This window comes from Pseudomonas sp. C8002 (assembly GCF_013385765.1).
Taxonomy (GTDB): Bacteria; Pseudomonadota; Gammaproteobacteria; order Pseudomonadales; family Pseudomonadaceae; genus Aquipseudomonas.
Genome location: NZ_JACAPJ010000005.1, coordinates 160472 through 177800, shown reverse-complemented (window position 1 = coordinate 177800; position 17329 = coordinate 160472). Strand labels below are relative to the sequence as shown.

Genomic DNA, 17329 nt, shown 5'->3' with positions numbered 1-17329 from the left:
TCCCGATGCGCGCTCTACTCGTGCTGTTCAGTGTGTTGCTGCCGCTGTCGTTCGCGACGGCCCAGGCTGCCGACAAGCTTCAGGTGGTTACCAGCTTCAGTATTCTTGACGACATGACCCACCAGGTCGGTGGCGATCATATCCAGATCAGCAACATGGTCGGCCCCGACGCCGACGCCCACACCTACGAACCAACACCGGACGATGCCAAGGCCCTGCTCAAGGCCAAGGTGATCATCAAGAACGGCCTGGGCTTCGAGCCGTGGCTGGATCGCCTGGTCACCAGCACCGAGACCAAGGCCACTGTGGTCACTGCGAGCAAAGGCGTGCTCTCCCACACCATGGAAGAGGACGGCGAAACCATCCCCGACCCGCACGCCTGGCACAACCTGGCCAACACCGTTATCTACGTGAACAACATCACCAAGGCGCTGATCGCTGCCGACCCGGCCAACAAGGCCGACTACGAGCACAACAGCCAGGTGTACCTGAAAGAAATCTACCGCCTGCTGGCTGAAGCCAAGGCCAAGTTTGGCGCGCTGCCACCGGGTAACCGTCGCATCGTCACCTCTCATGACGCCTTCGGCTACCTGGGCCAGGCCTACGGTATCGAGTTCCTGTCGCCTCAAGGTTTGTCCACCGAACGTGAACCGTCGGCCGCCGAAGTCGCCACGCTGATCACCCAGATCCGCAAGGACAAGGTCAAGGCCGTGTTCATGGAAAACATCAAGGACTCGCGTCTGCTCCAGCAGATCGCTGATGAGAGCGGCGCGCAGATCGGCGGCACGCTGTATTCGGACGCCCTGGCTGCAGAAGGTCCGGCCAGCACCTTTACCGGCCTGTTCGAATACAACCTCAACACCCTGTGCGCGGCCCTGAGCAAGCCGTGAGCCTGAGCATGCTTGACCTGGAAGAGGCTGCCATCGGCAGCCGCTTTCCACTCGATAGCGTGCTCGACGCCCTGCCGTGGACCAGCGATGGCCTGATCGCCGCCATCGCCCAGCAACACGGCAGCGGCGAAGTGTTGATGCTGGCCTGGATGAACCGCCAGGCCCTCGACGAAACCCTGGCCACCAGGCACGTCTGCTACTGGTCCCGTTCGCGCCAGCAACTGTGGCGCAAGGGCGAAACCTCCGGCCACCGGCAACTGCTGGTGGAGGCCCGCCTGGATTGCGACGGCGACGCGGTATTGCTGATCGTCGACCAGCAAGGCCCGGCCTGCCACACCGGCCGGCCCACCTGTTTCTACAACGCCATCGACGGCCATCACGTCAACATCATCACCGCGCCTCTCAAGGAACCTGACCCATGATCCGCAAGAACCCTTCCGGCGATCTGCCCGTGATTGCCGAATCAGCCTACGTCGACAAAACTGCAATCATCTGCGGCAAGGTGGTCATCGGCGAAAACGTATTTGTCGGCCCTTACGCGGTGATCCGCGCCGACGAAGTCGACGCCAACGGTGACATGGACCCGATCACCATTGGGGCCAATTCGAATATCCAGGACGGCGTGGTGATCCACTCCAAATCCGGCGCCGCCGTAACCATCGGCGAGTTCACCTCCATCGCCCACCGCTCCATCGTCCACGGGCCCTGCACCGTTGGTGACCGGGTGTTCATCGGCTTCAACAGCGTGCTGTTCAACTGCGTCGTCGGCGATGGCTGCGTGGTGCGGCACAACTCTGTAGTCGACGGCCGCGATTTGCCCGACGCGTTCTACGTGCCCTCCACCACCCGCATCGGCCCCAACACCGACCTGTCCCAGTTCCCGCCGGTGAGTGTCAGCGCTTCGGAGTTTTCCGAAGATGTGGCACGCACCAACGTCGACCTGGTACTGGGTTACAAAGCCCTGCAAAACGAGTTCTGAGCATGAGCCGCCTGCTGATCCGCAACGCCCGCCTGGTGAACGAAGGCGAGGAATTCGAGGCTGACCTGCTGGTCGCCAATGGCCGTATCGAGAAGATCGCCGGCAGCATCGACAACGCCAACGCCACCGTGGAAATCGACGCCCAAGGCCAGTGGCTGCTGCCGGGAATGATCGACGACCAGGTGCACTTCCGAGAGCCCGGCGCGCCGGACAAAGGCAGCTTCTACAGCGAGTCCCGCGCGGCGGTGGCGGGTGGCATCACCAGTTTCATGGACATGCCCAACACCAACCCGGCGACCCTGAACCTGGATGCCCTGGCCGACAAGAAGCGCCGCGCGGCGCTGCATTCGGTGGCCAACTATGGCTTTCACTTCGGAGTGAGCAACGACAACCTCGACACCGTCGCCGCGCTGGACCCGCGGGAAGTCGCCGGGGTCAAAGTGTTCATGGGTGCGTCTACCGGCAATATGCTGGTGGATGATCCGAAGATCCTCGAGCGTCTGTTCGCCGAGGTGCCGACCATTCTCCTGGCCCACTGCGAGCACACCCCCAGCATCCTGGCCCGCGAGCAAAGGATGCGCGAGCGTTTTGGTGAGCACATTCCTGCCGTGGCGCACCCGCTGATCCGCGATGCCGAGGCCTGCTATCGCTCCTCGTCCCTGGCGGTGGAACTGGCCAAGCGGCACGGCACGCGCCTGCATGTGTTGCACATCACCAGCGCCCGGGAATTGGTGCTGTTCGAAGACAAACCCCTGGCGCAAAAACGCATCACGGCGGAGGTCTGCCTGCATCACCTCTTGTTCGATGACCGCGACTACGCCCGCCTCGGCCACCAGATCAAATGCAACCCGGCGATCAAGACACGCGCCGACCGCAACGCCTTGCGCCTGGCATTGTTGAGTGATCGTCTGGATGTAATTGGCAGTGACCATGCGCCGCACACCTGGGCGCAAAAACAACTGCCGTATCGCGAGGCGCCGTCAGGCTTGCCGCTGGTGCAACACGCCCTGCCGGCGCTGCTGGAATTGGTCGCCGACGGCCTGCTGCCGCTGACCACGCTGGTGGCGAAAACCAGCCATCGGGTCGCGGACCTGTTTGCGATCCCCGACCGTGGCTACCTGCGCGAAGGCTATTGGGCCGACCTGGTGCTGATCCAACCCGAGCCTCACGGCAAACCCGTCAGCAGCCAGCCGATCCTGGCCCGCTGCGGCTGGACGCCCTTTGCCGGGCGCAGCTTCCGGCACAGCGTCAGCACCACGCTTGTGTCCGGCCACCTGGCCTGGCACGACGGGCGCGTGCACGACAGTTGCCAGGGGTTGCCGCTGCATTTCCAGCGTTGAAGAGACTCTGTACCTGGCAATCCAATCAAATGTGGGAGCGGGCTTGCTCGCGAATGCGGTGGGTCAGCCAATACACCTGTGACTGATTCACCGCATTCGCGAGCAAGCCCGCTCCCACATTTTGATCGGGGTATGTCTTAGGTTAAGCGCGGGGTTTGACCGTACCGCAGTTGCTGCCCAACCACTGCGCGTGGGTGTCCAGGCTGCCCTTCTGCTGTACGCCGGTGGCGTTGAAGGTACCGTTAACCGTAGTGGTGAATTCCTGCTGGCTCTGGAACGTCGCCACGCCAGTGCCCTGGGCTTTCGGACAACTGAAGCGGAATTTCCATTGGTTGCCGGTCTTGTCCGTCACTTCCTGCTTGCAGCCCGATTGCGGGTCGGTCAGCGGGATGGAATCGGACGCCACCTGGGCCGGGGTCAGGCACACCTGTACGCCTTTGCCGGCCATGGTGATGCCTTGCTTCTCAAGCATCGCGCGTTGTTCCGGGGTCATCTGTTGCTTGAGCTGACCGAGGATCAGCGACAAGTCCGGCAGGTCCTGGTTATCGACCTTCATGTTGCTGGTGGTCAACTCCCACAAGCCCGGCGCCAACATCTGCGCTTGCGCCGCCACAGGCAGCGTCAAACCAACAACCATGGCCAAACCAAGCAGACGAGCATTCATCGGGTAACTCCTGGGCAATTGTCGGCGTTAGACGCCGCAAAAGCGCCAGTGTTGCACAGCAAATAAAATAGCGACATTCGTGGCCGAACATGGTCTGTTAGGCACTTGTTCGTCAGGAGTACCGTTGTCCATGGATTTCTTTGGCCCGCACCTGCTCGCCTATTTCATTGCCACCCTGCATTTTCTGGGCACCCTCGCCGCCATCCATGCGGTGCTGACCGTCAGGACCGCCCAAGGCTCGATTGCCTGGGCATTGTCGCTGATGTTCATCCCCTACCTGACGCTGATTCCCTACCTGATCTTTGGCCGGAGCACTTTCGACGCCTACATTCAGGCGCGGCGCCAGGCCAACCAGGAAATGCACAAGGCGATCACCGAGCTGAACTGGCGCCCATGGGTTGAAGAGGCGCTGGCCGCGCGCAACTCCCAGGCCTACGCTTCGCTGCGGGCCATGCCCAAGCTGGGACGCATGCCGTGCCTGGCGAATAATCAGGTGCGTTTGCTGATCAATGGCGAGGCTACGTTCAGCGCGATTTTCGAGGCGATTCGCTCGGCAAAGACCGCTGTGCTGTTCCAGTTCTTCATCATTCATGACGACGAACTCGGCCGCCAACTGCACACCTTGCTCAAGGAAAAAGCCGCCGAAGGCGTAGCCATTTTCGTGCTGTACGACCGTATCGGCAGCCATGCCCTGCCCCATCGTTATGTGCAGTCGCTGCGAGACGCCGGGGTGCAGGTCAAGGCTTTCGCCACGCGCAGCGGCTGGCTCAACCGCTTCCAGGTCAACTTCCGCAACCACCGCAAAATCGTGGTGGTGGATGGCATTACCGGGTTCGTCGGTGGGCATAACGTCGGCGATGAGTACCTGGGCAAGAAACCGCCGCTGGCGCCATGGCGTGACACCCATGTGCAAGTCAGCGGCCCGGTGGTGGCGTGCTTGCAGGAATCCTTTGCCGAAGACTGGTTCTGGGCCTCGCGTGAGCTGCCGCCGCTGCTGCTGCCGGATACCTACCCGGACGACGGCGTACTCTGCCAGTTGCTGGCCAGCGGCCCGGCGGATCCCTACGAAACCTGCTCGCTGTTTTTCGTCGAGGCCATTCATGCGGCGACCGAGCGGGTGTGGATCACCAGCCCGTATTTCATTCCCGATGAGGCGGTGTTTGCGGCTTTGAGGTTGGCGGTATTGCGCGGTGTCGACGTGCGCCTGCTGCTGCCGTCACGGCCGGATCACCGCATCGTCTACGCCGCTTCCAGCCTGTATGCGATCGAAGCCGTGCGCGCCGGGGTGCGGGTATTCCGCTATACGCCAGGGTTCCTGCATCAGAAAGTGGTGTTGGTCGACCGTGAAATCAGCGCCATCGGCAGTGCGAACCTGGATAACCGCTCGTTCCGGCTGAATTTCGAGGTGATGTTGCTGACGGTAGATGACACTTTCGCCAGCCAGGTGGAGCACATGCTGCTGGAAGACTTCGCCCTGGCCCATGAAATCAGCCAGGAAGAAAACCGCCAGACCCACCGCCTGCAACAATTGGGCATGCGGATCGCGCGGCTGATTTCTCCAATTTTGTAAGGCTTGCACCGAATCCAATGTGGGAGCGGGCTTGCTCGCGAAAGCGGAGTGTCAGTCACTGAATGTGTTTCTGATCCAACGCCTTCGCGAGCAAGCCCGCTCCCACCTTTTAGATCACCGGTACCATTGCTTACTGGTACAGGTCATCCCGCGTCCAAGGCAGCTCATGGCTACCATCGGCATGGGGTTTCACCGCCAGAATCTGATGCAGGTTGATCCAGCCCCGGGCAAACGCATACGCACAGCCGGCCAGGTACAGGCGCCAGATGCGCAAGGCTTGCTCCGGCACCATCTTGCCCGCCGCTTCCAGGTTGTCTTCGAGGCGCTCGCTCCAGTGATCCAGCGTGCGCGCGTAATGCAGGCGCAAGCTTTCGACGTCGACGACTTCCAGGCCCACGTCGCTGATCTCGGCGGTCATCATCGACAGATGCGGCAACTCGCCGTTGGGGAACACATAACGCTCGATAAAATCCCCGGCGCCACGGCCTACGGGCCGGCCATCAATGTGCTTGGCGGTAATCCCGTGGTTCATCACCAGGCCGCCCTCACGCACCGCGCCGTAGAGAATCTTGCAGTACTCCGCCAGGTTGGCGTGGCCAACGTGTTCAAACATCCCCACGCTCACCACCTTGTCGAACCGGCCATCCTGAGGCAAGTCGCGGTAGTCGAGCAGCGTCAGCTCTACCTGGTCTTCCAGGCCTTCGGCCTTCACCCGCTCTTGGGCCAGCGCCAGCTGTTCCTTGCTCAGGGTGATGCCGAACACCTTGACCCCGAATTCCCGCGCGGCATACCGCGCCAGCCCACCCCAACCGCAGCCCACGTCGAGCAAATACTCCCCCGGCTGCAGCCGCAATTTGCGGCACAGGTGGCGGAATTTGTCTTGTTGGGCTTGATCAAGGGATTCGCTGCCGGTTTCGAAATACCCGCAGGAATAGGCCATATCGCGGTCCAGCCACAGCTGGTAGAACTCGTTGGACAGGTCGTAATGGTAGGAAATAGCCGCTGCGTCGGTGGCCTTGTCGTGGATCGAGCGCACCGGACGACTCCCCTCGTCGTCATCAACCAGGGCATGACTCAACTCGTCAACAACCCTGATCACTTCGGAAATGGAGCCTTCCAGCTCCAGTTTGCCCTCGACGAAAGCTTCGCCCAGTGAGTCGAGCGTCGGATGGCTGAGCGTTGAAACCATCATGGGGTCCTTGACCACAATGGTGACGCTGGGATCCGGGCCCAGGTTGAATTCATGGCCGTCCCAGAGTCGAAGACGCAGCGGTAGCTTGAGATTCTGTAAGGCCGGTGGAAGTTGCGCGAGCATGAGTAGTCCCCCCTTGTTTCAGACGTCTGAAATGAGGGTAGACCATCCACGGAAAAATTAGCAGGCTATCGAAACAATAGCGCCTTTCTATGGTGCCCGCCGCTGGAGCAAACCTTCCTGGACCCACTGTTTCAGCCAGGTAACCGCTTGCAATGGCGCGCCCTCCTGGTAAGTGACTGCCAACTCGGCACACAGTTCGGAAAAACTCCAACCGTTGGCGACCATGCCTGTCAGCGCGCTGGCTTGCGCCGGTTCAACGCTGCGGTATTGGCAGACATTCTGATGGCGCCAGACCAGGCACACCTGCGCCAATGGCAGGGCTTCGCTGCCGGGAAAGTCCCACTCGCCCTTGCTCGCACGCCAGATGCCCAGGCTGTTGAAATCACACAGCACCTGCTGCACCGACGGCACCAACTGCACCTGCAGCCCGGGCCAGTCTTCGGGCGGCAGCGTTGCCATGTCTTGCAGGGTCAACGGCTCGCCCTGCGGTGCATCAAAGGCCAGGGTGAATGCCCATTCGAGCCGCGCCAGCTCGGCAGGCGCCAAACCTTGCTCGCCATAATGCTCAACGATAAACCCGGGGAACCGCTCGCCAAACCAGCGCAGGCTGTAATGGGCCGAGGGATAACGGCGGGTATAGGCCGAACCCAACGCTGCAAACTCCTCGTCCCCCAGCCAATACCAGACGGCGCTGAAGTCATCGCGCAGCACTTCCTGCAATCGGGCGTGATAGGCGTTGTGGTAAATCGCCAGGCCCGTCTCGACATCCAGGGTCGGGCCGCCGATCAAGGTGGCGCTGAAGCTGTTGCTGGCAGTGGAAGACTCGGCCAGCAAATGCCGCTCAAAGGCCAATTGCCAATCGATCAGGCGCATAACGCTCTCCTGTCCAGCGCGCTCGCGCCCAGTTCGCGGGCCTTGTTCAACTCGTCGAGCAGCTCCTGGAAAGGCGGGAAATGGTCATCGCGTTCGAGCAAGGTCGAGACTGGCCCGAGGTGCTCCAGGGTCCGCTGGTACAGCGCCCACACCGGATCGCATACCGGATGGTCATGGGTGTCGATCACGTAGTCGCCGTAATCCATATGCCCGGCCAGGTGCAGTTGGCGGATGCTTTCGGGCGGCAGGTTGCGGATAAATTCCCAGGCGTCGAACCCGTGATTGCGCGAGCTGACGTAGACGTTATTCACGTCCAGCAGCAACTGGCAGCCGGTGAGATGGGTCAGGGCGTTGAGAAATTCCCATTCGGTAAACTCATCCGCCTTGGAGCGCACGTAGCTGGAGACGTTTTCCAGCACGAACGGGCGCAGCAACACATCCTGCACCTGCCGCACGCGAGCGGCGACGTGGTACAGGCTTTCTTCGGTGTAGGGCAGCGGCAGCAAGTCATGCAACTGGTGCGCGTTGCCACGGCTCCAGCACAGGTGATCGGAAATCCACGCCGGCCGGATGCGCTCGGAGAGCTGCTTGAGTTGTTTCAGGTAATCGGTATCGAGGGCATGGGGCCCGCCGATTGAAAGGGACACACCGTGCATCACCAGGGGATAACGCTCGGCTATCGCATCCAGGTAGTACAAAGCCTTGCCGCCCTGCACCAGATAATTCTCGGAGATCACTTCGAACCAATCCACGGCCGGCGATTGTTCAAGGATCTGCTGGTAGTACTCGCTGCGTAAACCCAGGCCGTAACCCAGACTCGGAAGGGAAGCGGACATAAAAACACTCCTGGGGAAAGTGTCCGCAGCGGAGGGGGTGCCCGCTGCGGTTGCACTCGGTTGTCGGTTATTCGCCGACTTTGCCGCCTTTCTGATCGCACATCGCCTTGCTCATCGACAGGAAGCCCTGGCCTTTGCAAGAACCCATGCCTTTGCAGGCGTGGTCTTTGGTTTTGCAGTCGTTCTGGCCTTTGCAGGCGTTGACGCCATAGCAATGGACCTGGGCGTCTGCTGCCTGTACCTGAGTGGCAACACCGGCAAACATGCCAGCAGCGGCGATAGCGAGGGCGGCACCAGCAGCAGCGGATTTGATGTTCATTGTGTATTCCTCATGATCGGTAGTGGAGCCGGTCTGAACGGATTGTTCAGTCTCGACATAGCACTAGAGTGAGGTCCCCCCATGGCGTTACAGCGCGACTGAAAAATTTATTCTTCGAGTTTCAATAGCGGCTCCTGGAACCGCAACAGACGCCCCGCATTGCCCAGCACCAGCAGCGTACTGAGGTTGTGCAGCACCGCCGCAATCATCGCTCCCGCCGCGCCCAGCCAGCCAAATGCGGCGAACACCACGATCGCCAGCGTCCAGCCCAGACCGATGATCACGTTAACCTGCAACGTGTGCCGGCACTGGCGACTCAAGCGCACACAGGTGCCCAGGCGCCGCAGGTCGCTGCCGATCAGCACCACGTCCGCCGATGCCAGCGCGATATCCGCCCCGCCCGCGCCCATCGCCACACCGACCACACCCGCCTTGAGCGCCAGGGAATCGTTGATCCCGTCGCCCACCACCATCGGCCGGAAGCCGCTGCCAATTTCCCCCAGCACGCGATTGAGTTTGTCCTCCGGCAACGCCTGGGCTTCGACGTCGCTGATGCCCACTTCCAACGCCAGGCTGTCGGCCACGCTCTGGCGGTCGCCGGTCAGCAGCAGTTGGCGCCCCAGGCCCAATTCACGCAGCTCTTTCATCGCCTGGCGCGCTTCAGGTTTCACGCTGTCCGCCAGCAACAGCCAGGCAAGGAACTGCCCGTTCAACGCAAGCCCGGCAATCGGGCCATCGTGATTGGGGACCGCCGTGGTCGTGATGCCCAGTTGCTCAAACAATTCCGGCCGGCCGAGGGCGGCTTCGCCCTGCCCGGTCTGCGCGACCACACCGAGGCCCTGCCGCTCGCGAATATCCGACAGCACCAGCATTTGTTCCTGAGTCGCCAGCCCCGCCAATGCCCGGCTGACCGGGTGGCTGCTGGCGGAGCCGAGGCTGGCCGCCAGGTTGAGCAGCACTTGCCGATCCGGCTCGCGGGTGTCGATGGACTGCAAACGCAGGGTGCCAAACGTCAGGGTGCCGGTCTTGTCGACCACCAGCGACGTCAGGTCCGCCAGCTCTTCGAGAAACGCCGAGCTGCGAATCAGAATGCCGTGACGCGCCGCCACCGCAATGCCCGCAATCGCCGTGGCCGGCGCCGACAACACCAAAGCACACGGGCACGCCGCCACCAGCACCGCGAGCATCGCCTGGGCGTCATTGGTGACAAACCAGGTGACCGCCGCCAGCAACAACACCAGCACCATGTAGCTGCCGGCGTAGCGCTCCAGCAATCGGGTGATCGGCGGCTTGGAACGTTCGGCGCTCTGCATCAGGGCGATGACTTTACCCAGCGTCGACTCATTGCCGGTGCGGGTCACTTCCAGGCGCAGCAAACCGTCGAGGTTGATCGCGCCACCAAACACCTGCACGCCGATACTCGCTTCCAGCGGCACCGATTCACCGGTAATTGGCGCGGTGTCCAGGCTGGCCTGGCCCGAAAGCACCACGCCGTCGGCGGGCACGCGGTCACCGGCGCGCACTTCGACGATATCGCCGGTCTTCAGGATGCCGTTGTCGACTTCCAGGATCGTCCCGTCCGCCTGCACCAACCGTGCGTGGCTACGGGTCAGCTTGCCCAGGGCATGAATCGCTTCCTGGGAGCCGATGACGCTGCGCTCTTCCAGCACATGGCCGAAGATCATGATGATCGGCAGCAGCGCGGCGGTCAGCAGGTCACCGGTAGCCCAGGCGCCAAGCATGGCCAGGGCGATCAGTTGGTCGGTTATGCCATGCAAACTTGGATACCGCAGGCTGTACCAGGCCGAGCGCATCACGGGCACGGCCACCAGCAATGAGGCGACGCCCAACAGCAGTTGGCTCACGCCGGTCTGGTCCGGCGCCAGCCAGCGCCATACCAGGCCCAGGCTGAGCAAGCCCAGGGCGAGCATCGCCAGGGTCAGTTGCCGGGCGGCGCTGCGTTGTTCGGCCGATGAGAGCATCGGGGCGGCGTGGGCGGTCATTGTTCGGCTCCCTGAATGATCAGGCGGGAATCGTCTTTAGGGTCAACCGTGGTCACGGAGCCGGCCTGCCCGAGAATCTTCGGCAGGCGTTCGCGGTACAGGCGCAGCAACAGGCCGGGGTCTTGGACCTGGGCCAGGCTGGCGACGGTAGCGGTTTGCGCCTGGGCGTTGGACAGCCGTTCGCTGGCCTGGGCGTGAGCCACTTGCACGGCGCGGTCGGCGTCCTGGTTGGCGGTCTGGGTAAGTTTTTCGGCGTCGGTGCGCGCATTGGCCACCGCCTTGTCGGCTTGCTGGCTGGCGGTCAGCACTGCGTTGAAGGCATTGACCGCCGGGCCCGGCAAGCTCGATTGCACGTCGACCCGGGTGACTTCGATGCCCAGGCCAAGGCCGGTGGACGCCAGGTCAGCCAGGCGTTGATTGATGCCGCGCACCAGGTCGCCACGCAGCCGTTCGCGGCGTTCGGCGGCCTGGTTGTCGGCGCCGATCAACTCGGGGCGCGCCACCAGAATCGTGTCCAGATCCCGCGCCGCAGTCAGCACCACGGCGCTGCGAGTGACCAGTCGATCCAGCGCCGGCAGCACGTGATCGCCCTGCAACACAAACGCATAGGGTTCGGTGACCTTGTAGAAGACCCGCACATCCAGCTGCACCACGCCGGCATCGCCGGTCAGCAGGTAACCGGAGCCGGCCAGGGCATCGCTCAGCGGCGTGGCAAAACTGGCCACGCGATCGGCTTGGGTGGCCGCATCGGAACGCAGCAGGTTTTCCACCCGGCGCTCAATCACCCGGTCCGCGGCGGGCAACAGCACCACTTGCTCGAACGGACGCGGCCAGGCCAGCAGCAGCCCGGCATTCTGGATCCGGTCCAGCGCACCGAAGTGCAACACCACGGCGCGGTTCTGCGGGTCGATCTGGCGCACGTTGGAAAACGCCCACGCCAGCGCGGCCAATACCGTCACCGCATACAGCGCCAGGAACGTCAGCCGTCCAGCCTGGATCCACGGGCTGTCGAGGCTTTCCCGCTCACTCATGGCTGGACATCCTTCGGCCCATCCACCAGCGCGCGGAAAGGCGCGGCATCGGTTCGCAGGATGATCTTGGTGCCCGGCGTGACCACTGTGCCAAGGGTGTCGAGGGAACGCAGCAGGTTATACAGCTGCGGATTGCCGGCGTAGGCACGGCCATAAATCTGCGCGGCTTCGACCCGGGATTGCGCTTCGATGTCGGCGGCTTTCACCGTGGCGTCGGCCTGGACGATCCGCGCATCACGCTCGGCGGCCGAACGGATCTGCGCCGCTTCACGCTTGCCCACGGCGGTTCGTTCCGTGGCGATGGTCTCGCGCTCGGCGCGCATGCGGTCGACGGTGGCGGCGAGGGTCACCGAGGGCAAGGTCAGCCGTTCGACACCCACCTGCACCACACGCACGCCATAGGTGGTGAGCAATTGTTGATCAATCTGCTGGCGCAACTGCGCTTCAAAATCGGCAATGCGCACCTGGCTGGCATCGGTGTTCACCAGGTTGGCCAGGTCGAAACTGGCGGCGGTGGTTTCCAGCGCCGAGCCGACAAAGGTGCGAATCTGCCGCGCCGCTTCATCCGGCTGGTTCTGCACCGCACGCATAAAGCGCTGCACGTTGTCGGGGTCGCCCTGCACCTGCCAGGCCACGTAGGCTTGCACGATGATCCGCAGGCCATCGCGGGTGCCCACATCCTGCAAACCGCTGGAGGTGGTGCGCAGGCGCAGGTCCACCGGAATCGCCGCCTCGAACGGCGCCGGCCAGCGCCAGCCCAGGCCCGGCTCCAGCAATACCCGCGACGGGTTGCCGAAGCGAGTAATCACCGTGGCTTCACCGGAACGCACCTGCACCAGGCTCGCCGCGGCCACCGCGAACAGCACGAGCAATACCGCCCAGCTCATACGCCGCCAGGGGAACGGGCCGGCTTCGTGTTCATCGCCATGATGGTGATGATGGTGGCCGTGGTGGTGACCATGGCCTGCGTGATCGTGAGAATGAGCGCTCAACAGATGAACTCCTTATTGAACGGCTTTACGCGGCACCGCAGGGTCGGCCGGTAAGGTAAAGGAACGCAGATCGATGGTCGGTGCGCCACTGGCGCCCAGGCGATGATCAAGAATGAGTAACTTGGCGTGGGCCAGGCCCTGGCTCAGTTGGCTCAGGTACTGCTCCAGCACGAACGCCTGGCCGGCTTGTTGATAGGCCTTTTGTTCGGCGCTGAAACGCAGGTCTGCTGCCTGGGCGCCGGCGCTGACTTCATGGGCCGTGGCCTGGGCCTGGTCGCGGGCGGTACTGGCTTGCAGCAACGCCTGGTTGGTCTGCTCACTGGCAGCGCCGCGCTCCCGGGAAATCAGCGCCTGGGCGCCGATCTGCGCAGCTTGCACCGCGTGGTAGGCATTCGCCGCACCGGAGGGCGGGTGAATGGCTTCCACCACGGTGGCGAGAATTTCCACGCCGCTGTCGAGTGTCTTCAGGTCCGCTTGCACCGCCTGGCCAATTTCATCGGCGAGGCTGTTGCGTTCCTCACCCAGCAATTCATCAAGGGTTCGCGAGGCAAACTCGTGGACGAGGATGCGGCTGGCGGTGCTGCGGATCAGCGTGGGCACATCGGCGCTGTTATAGGTGGCGGCGAGTGCGGCCTGGTCGGTCAAGCCGATGCGGTACACAAAGCGCACGTCCATATTGACGATCTGGAAGCTCTGCTTGTCGCCGCTGCTGCTGGCGATCACCTGGGATTTGTCATTCACATGGCTGGCGTCCCACAGGCGGTTGGCGATCAGCGGCGCCGGGCCCTCGGCCGGAGCGACGTCGGTGTTTGCCGCTTCGCCAACGCTGGTGGCCAGCTCATGGACCACGCCGTTTTCCACGTTCAGTACGCGACCCAGCGGCCACGGCAAACCGGCATGCAGGCCAGGCCCGAAGACCTCCACCGGCTTGCCAAAGCGTTCATAGATCCCACGGCTTTGCAGGGCGACTTCATGCACGCCGGTCAGCAACCAGCCTACGGCCAGCACCACCACCAGCACTGGCAGGAATGCCCGGCGCATATAGGTGAAGGCCCAGATCTGCCGCAGGTCGATGCCGAAACGGTTGTGCAGTTCGTGCTGCAAGGCGAGCAACGGTTGCGGCGGCCAGCGCAGCATCCCGGCGATAAAACTTTGCGCCATCAGGCGCGGTTCAAGCCGCTCCTGGCGCGGGCTGAACAGCGACAGCAGGCCTCTTAGCAGAAACTCCAGCGCCACCAGGGCCGGCAACAGGCCGACCAACACGGCCAGGCGCAAGGGCCACACGGACTCTTCACCGGCAAACAGCAGACAAATCGCACTGATCACCAGGCAGATAATCGCCACCCGGCTCAGTTGCGCCAGTTGCACCGCTTCCGGCCATTGGGCGGTGCTTTCCTGGGCCATGCGCCGTTCAAACACCAGCAAGCCGAACGCCAGTGCCAAGGCAATGGCGGCGCCCACACTGGCAGCCTGGCCCAGCGCCGCGGCGGGCAAGGTCAGGCTCCAGAATTCCAGAACGCTGAAGAATGCCAGCAACGACCAGCCGCACAGCCAGAACACCGGTGCGCCAATCTGCACCAGCAAGCCGTTACCGACGCGACCGAACTGCCGGTTTAGCCAGCCAGGTTCTTCTTGTGGCAGCGGCGGTTCGATCAGCCGTGCAGCCGGCTCCTCCAGCGCCATGGCCCGCCAATCCGCGACCCACCACGCCGATTGCAAGCCAGCCACCAGCACCAGCAACGCCGAGGCGCAGTTGATCAGCACCACCGGCCAGATCGACAGCGGGGCGAACAGCGCCACAAACAGCGCCAGCATCCAGCCGCCGACCGCCAGCACCGTCAGGCCAATGCCGGCCTGCCTTAACCGGCGGGCATGAAACAACCCCTGCTGAAAACGCGGCAGCCCTTCGATGGCCACGTCATCAGCGTCTAGATCCACTCGCATCCCCAAACGCCCACCCAGAAACAATTAGTTACTCTATAACCCGAAGCGTGAAATTTTTGTTTGGTTTCACACAGATAGTGACGAAAGCCCCAGAAACACGAGCCATCACTGGTTTCAGCGGTGATAAATCGGCACACTCCCCAGAGTTTTTCGCGGGCTTACGGACAAGGAAGCGTCACTCCCCATGATTTCGATCTATCAGCTTAAACCGCGTTTTCAGAACCTGCTGCGCCCGCTGGTGCAGCGCCTCTACGACAACGGCACCACCGCCAACCAGATCACCGTGCTGGCCGGGGTGGTTTCCCTGCTGGTGGGATTGCTGATTGCCGGCTTCGCACAACATGTGTGGCTGTTTGCGCTGATCCCGCTGTGGATGATCCTGCGCATGGCCCTCAATGCCATCGACGGCATGCTCGCCCGGGAATTCGGCCAGCAATCGCGACTCGGCGCCTACCTCAATGAACTGTGCGACGTGATCGCCGACAGCGCACTGATCCTGCCGTTTGCGCTGATCCCCGAGGTCAGCCTGGCGCCGGTGTTGCTGGTGACGCTGCTGGCGGTGTTCAGCGAATACGCCGGCGTGCTCGGGCCGATGGTCGGGGCTTCCCGGCGCTACGACGGCCCGATGGGCAAGAGCGATCGGGCATTTGTGCTCGGGGTGCTGGCCACCGGCGTAGCGCTGGGCTGGCTGGGTGCCGGTTGGGTCGATGCGGTGATGTGGCTGGTCGCGGCGTTGCTGGCCTACACCCTGGTCAACCGCGTGCGCCAAGGCTTGAAAGAAGAAACGAACACCTCCCCTTCTGCATAAGGATTTTGCGATGCGTGAACAGCAAGAGCACACCTTCAGCACCCATGACGGGGTGGAGCTTTTCTACCGTCATTGGCCCGCCACCGCACCCGCGGGCTTTGCGCCGCGCAAGGCGATCTTGCTGTTCCATCGCGGCCACGAGCATTCCGGTCGTATCGCCCACCTGGTGGACGAGTTGAACCTGCCGGAGTTCGACTTCTTCGCCTGGGACGCCCGTGGCCACGGCCAATCCCCCGGCGCGCGCGGCGACAGCCCGAGCTTCGCCACCAGCGCGCGGGATGTGCAGACCTTCGTTGACCATATCGGCGCCACCTACAACATTGAGGAAGAAAACCTCGCGGTGATCGCCCAAAGCGTCGGCGCGGTGATCGCGGCCACTTGGGTGCACGACTACGCGCCGAAGATTCGCTCGCTGGTACTCGCCTCCCCCGCATTCAAGGTCAAGCTCTACGTGCCCTTCGCCCGGCCGGGCCTGGCGTTGATGCGCAAGTTTCGCGGCAACTTTTTCGTCAACAGCTACGTCAAGGCCAAGTTCCTGAGCCATGACCCGGAGCGCGTGGCGTCCTACGACAGTGATCCGCTGATCACCAAAGCCATCTCGGTGAATGTGCTGTTGGGCCTGTACGAAGCGGCCGACAGGGTTGTAGCCGATGCCCAGGCAATTCAGGTACCGACCCAACTGCTGATCTCCGGCTCGGACTTTGTGGTGCACCGCAAACCCCAGCAGCAGTTTTTCGACCGCCTCGGCAGCTTGAAGAAAGAGCTGCACATCCTCCCCGGCTTCTTCCACGACACCCTCGGTGAACGTGACCGCGCCGTGGCCTTGAGCAGCGCCCGGCGCTTTATCCTGCAGAACTTCGAACACCCGCTGGACCGCGCCTCCTTGCTGGATGCCGACAGGATTGGCCTGACCTGCGCCGAATCCGAGTCCCTCGCCGCGCCGTTGCCACGCAACTCCCTGCGCGACCTGTACTGGCGCATGACCCGCGCCAGCATGGGCCTGGGCAGCAAACTGTCGGATGGCGTGAAGCTCGGTTTCGACACCGGCTTCGACTCCGGCAGCACCCTGGACTACGTATACCGCAACAAACCCACCGGCAAAGGCGGGCTGGGGCGGATGATCGACACCAACTACCTGAACTCCATCGGCTGGCGCGGTATTCGTCAGCGCAAGTTGAACGTGGAAGAGCTGCTGCGCCTGGCGATGGCCAAGCTGCGGGACGAGCAGCGGGAAGTGCGCATCGTCGACATCGCCGCCGGGCATGGTCGGTACATTCTGGAAGCCTTGCAGGGCGTTTCGCCGTTGCCGGAATCGATCCTGCTGCGGGACTACAGCGATATCAACGTGCGCGACGGTGGCGCGCTGATTCGTGAAAAAGGGCTGGGGGATATCGCCCAGTTCGTCAAAGGCGATGCGTTTGACCGGGCGGACCTTGCGGCGCTGCAGCCCAAGCCGACGCTGGCGGTGGTGTCCGGGCTATATGAACTGTTCGCGGATAACGCGATGGTCGGTGGCTCGCTCGCGGGCTTGGCCGAAGCCGTGGAGCCCGGTGGTTATCTGGTGTACACCGGCCAACCGTGGCATCCGCAACTGGAACTGATCGCCCGCGCCCTCACCAGCCACCGCCAGGGCCAGTTCTGGGTAATGCGCCGGCGCAGCCAGGCGGAAATGGATCAACTGGTGGCAGCCGCCGGTTTCCGCAAGATCACCCAGCGTGTGGATGAGTGGGGGATTTTCAGCGTGTCCCTGGCACAGCGAGCCTGA

16 protein-coding genes are annotated in these 17329 nt (G+C 62.9%); 7 read left to right on the top strand and 9 right to left on the bottom strand.

Annotated features, from left to right (window positions below; genetic code table 11):
* Window positions 1–5 precede the first annotated feature (5 nt).
* Genes HX814_RS07425 through HX814_RS07410 form a run of 4 tightly spaced genes read left to right on the top strand, consistent with a single transcriptional unit; the run spans window position 6 to window position 3209 of the window.
* Window positions 6–890, top strand: coding sequence for a metal ABC transporter substrate-binding protein (locus HX814_RS07425; RefSeq protein ID WP_003213485.1), 885 nt, complete (start codon window positions 6–8; stop codon window positions 888–890).
* Window positions 887–1312 (top strand): phosphoribosyl-AMP cyclohydrolase, encoded by a 426-nt coding sequence (gene hisI / locus HX814_RS07420; RefSeq protein WP_177009033.1) that lies wholly within the window; start codon window positions 887–889, stop codon window positions 1310–1312. The genes HX814_RS07425 and hisI overlap by 4 nt, the downstream gene beginning before the upstream one ends.
* Window positions 1309–1869, top strand: coding sequence for a DapH/DapD/GlmU-related protein (locus HX814_RS07415; protein WP_003213490.1), 561 nt, complete (start codon window positions 1309–1311; stop codon window positions 1867–1869). Before hisI ends, HX814_RS07415 begins: the two co-directional genes overlap by 4 nt.
* A 2-nt stretch (window positions 1870–1871) precedes the next feature.
* Complete coding sequence (locus HX814_RS07410) at window positions 1872–3209, top strand: dihydroorotase (protein ID WP_008439513.1); 1338 nt, start codon at window positions 1872–1874, stop codon at window positions 3207–3209.
* Between the two features lie 142 nt (window positions 3210–3351).
* Here HX814_RS07410 and HX814_RS07405 read toward each other — a convergent pair whose 3' ends face one another.
* Entirely contained in the window at window positions 3352–3873 is a 522-nt protein-coding gene (locus tag HX814_RS07405; protein ID WP_003213494.1) for a DUF3617 domain-containing protein, read from the bottom strand.
* Window positions 3874–4003: 130 nt separating this feature from the next.
* On the opposite strand from HX814_RS07405, the gene cls reads away from it, so the two are divergent.
* Window positions 4004–5443, top strand: a complete 1440-nt coding sequence (gene cls, locus HX814_RS07400) for a cardiolipin synthase (protein ID WP_003213496.1) — start codon at window positions 4004–4006, stop codon at window positions 5441–5443.
* A gap of 130 nt (window positions 5444–5573) precedes the next feature.
* Here the strand turns inward: cls and cfaB are convergent, their stop codons facing one another.
* From cfaB to hflK (HX814_RS07360), 8 genes are all read right to left on the bottom strand, one after another.
* The gene (gene cfaB, locus HX814_RS07395) at window positions 5574–6758 is read right to left on the bottom strand and encodes a C17 cyclopropane fatty acid synthase CfaB (protein WP_003213498.1); all 1185 of its coding nucleotides are present in this window, start codon (window positions 6756–6758) and stop codon (window positions 5574–5576) included.
* An 87-nt stretch (window positions 6759–6845) separates the two neighbouring features.
* Complete coding sequence (locus HX814_RS07390) at window positions 6846–7631, bottom strand: DNA-binding domain-containing protein (RefSeq protein WP_177009032.1); 786 nt, start codon at window positions 7629–7631, stop codon at window positions 6846–6848.
* Window positions 7622–8467: a DUF692 domain-containing protein gene (locus HX814_RS07385; RefSeq protein WP_177009031.1), complete on the bottom strand. Its 846-nt coding sequence runs from the start codon at window positions 8465–8467 to the stop codon at window positions 7622–7624. The genes HX814_RS07390 and HX814_RS07385 overlap by 10 nt, the downstream gene beginning before the upstream one ends.
* 67 nt (window positions 8468–8534) lie before the next feature.
* Entirely contained in the window at window positions 8535–8786 is a 252-nt protein-coding gene (locus HX814_RS07380) for a hypothetical protein (RefSeq protein ID WP_003213503.1), read from the bottom strand.
* 107 nt (window positions 8787–8893) lie between these two features.
* Window positions 8894–10789 carry a cation-translocating P-type ATPase gene (locus HX814_RS07375; RefSeq protein ID WP_177009030.1) on the bottom strand — a complete coding sequence of 632 codons (1896 nt, stop codon included), beginning with the start codon at window positions 10787–10789 and terminating at the stop codon, window positions 8894–8896.
* A complete protein-coding gene (gene hflK / locus HX814_RS07370) occupies window positions 10786–11820 on the bottom strand; it encodes a protease modulator HflK (protein ID WP_003213508.1) in 1035 nt (344 codons plus the stop codon). Before hflK (HX814_RS07370) ends, HX814_RS07375 begins: the two co-directional genes overlap by 4 nt.
* On the bottom strand, window positions 11817–12815 hold the full coding sequence (gene hflC, locus HX814_RS07365; protein ID WP_177009123.1) for a protease modulator HflC: 999 nt from the start codon (window positions 12813–12815) through the stop codon (window positions 11817–11819). Before hflC ends, hflK (HX814_RS07370) begins: the two co-directional genes overlap by 4 nt.
* Before the next feature lie 9 nt (window positions 12816–12824).
* Window positions 12825–14756 (bottom strand): protease modulator HflK, encoded by a 1932-nt coding sequence (hflK, locus tag HX814_RS07360; RefSeq protein WP_177009029.1) that lies wholly within the window; start codon window positions 14754–14756, stop codon window positions 12825–12827.
* Between the two features lie 184 nt (window positions 14757–14940).
* On the opposite strand from hflK (HX814_RS07360), the gene HX814_RS07355 reads away from it, so the two are divergent.
* Window positions 14941–15564, top strand: a complete 624-nt coding sequence (locus tag HX814_RS07355) for a CDP-alcohol phosphatidyltransferase family protein (protein ID WP_102370198.1) — start codon at window positions 14941–14943, stop codon at window positions 15562–15564.
* A 10-nt stretch (window positions 15565–15574) separates the two neighbouring features.
* Window positions 15575–17329 (top strand): bifunctional alpha/beta hydrolase/class I SAM-dependent methyltransferase, encoded by a 1755-nt coding sequence (locus HX814_RS07350; RefSeq protein ID WP_177009028.1) that lies wholly within the window; start codon window positions 15575–15577, stop codon window positions 17327–17329.

What these genes read in the sequence shown, in the direction of transcription:
- HX814_RS07385 (WP_177009031.1), bottom strand. Translation starts at nt 8,467, where the DNA reads ATGTCCGCTTCCCTTCCGAGTCTGGGTTACGGCCTGGGTTTACGCAGC.
- HX814_RS07390 (WP_177009032.1), bottom strand. Translation starts at nt 7,631, where the DNA reads ATGCGCCTGATCGATTGGCAATTGGCCTTTGAGCGGCATTTGCTGGCC.
- cls (WP_003213496.1), top strand. Translation starts at nt 4,004, where the DNA reads ATGGATTTCTTTGGCCCGCACCTGCTCGCCTATTTCATTGCCACCCTG.
- cfaB (WP_003213498.1), bottom strand. Translation starts at nt 6,758, where the DNA reads ATGCTCGCGCAACTTCCACCGGCCTTACAGAATCTCAAGCTACCGCTG.
- HX814_RS07415 (WP_003213490.1), top strand. Translation starts at nt 1,309, where the DNA reads ATGATCCGCAAGAACCCTTCCGGCGATCTGCCCGTGATTGCCGAATCA.
- HX814_RS07355 (WP_102370198.1), top strand. Translation starts at nt 14,941, where the DNA reads ATGATTTCGATCTATCAGCTTAAACCGCGTTTTCAGAACCTGCTGCGC.
- HX814_RS07410 (WP_008439513.1), top strand. Translation starts at nt 1,872, where the DNA reads ATGAGCCGCCTGCTGATCCGCAACGCCCGCCTGGTGAACGAAGGCGAG.
- hflK (WP_177009029.1), bottom strand. Translation starts at nt 14,756, where the DNA reads ATGCGAGTGGATCTAGACGCTGATGACGTGGCCATCGAAGGGCTGCCG.
- hflK (WP_003213508.1), bottom strand. Translation starts at nt 11,820, where the DNA reads ATGAGTGAGCGGGAAAGCCTCGACAGCCCGTGGATCCAGGCTGGACGG.
- HX814_RS07380 (WP_003213503.1), bottom strand. Translation starts at nt 8,786, where the DNA reads ATGAACATCAAATCCGCTGCTGCTGGTGCCGCCCTCGCTATCGCCGCT.
- HX814_RS07425 (WP_003213485.1), top strand. Translation starts at nt 6, where the DNA reads ATGCGCGCTCTACTCGTGCTGTTCAGTGTGTTGCTGCCGCTGTCGTTC.
- HX814_RS07405 (WP_003213494.1), bottom strand. Translation starts at nt 3,873, where the DNA reads ATGAATGCTCGTCTGCTTGGTTTGGCCATGGTTGTTGGTTTGACGCTG.
- HX814_RS07350 (WP_177009028.1), top strand. Translation starts at nt 15,575, where the DNA reads ATGCGTGAACAGCAAGAGCACACCTTCAGCACCCATGACGGGGTGGAG.
- HX814_RS07375 (WP_177009030.1), bottom strand. Translation starts at nt 10,789, where the DNA reads ATGACCGCCCACGCCGCCCCGATGCTCTCATCGGCCGAACAACGCAGC.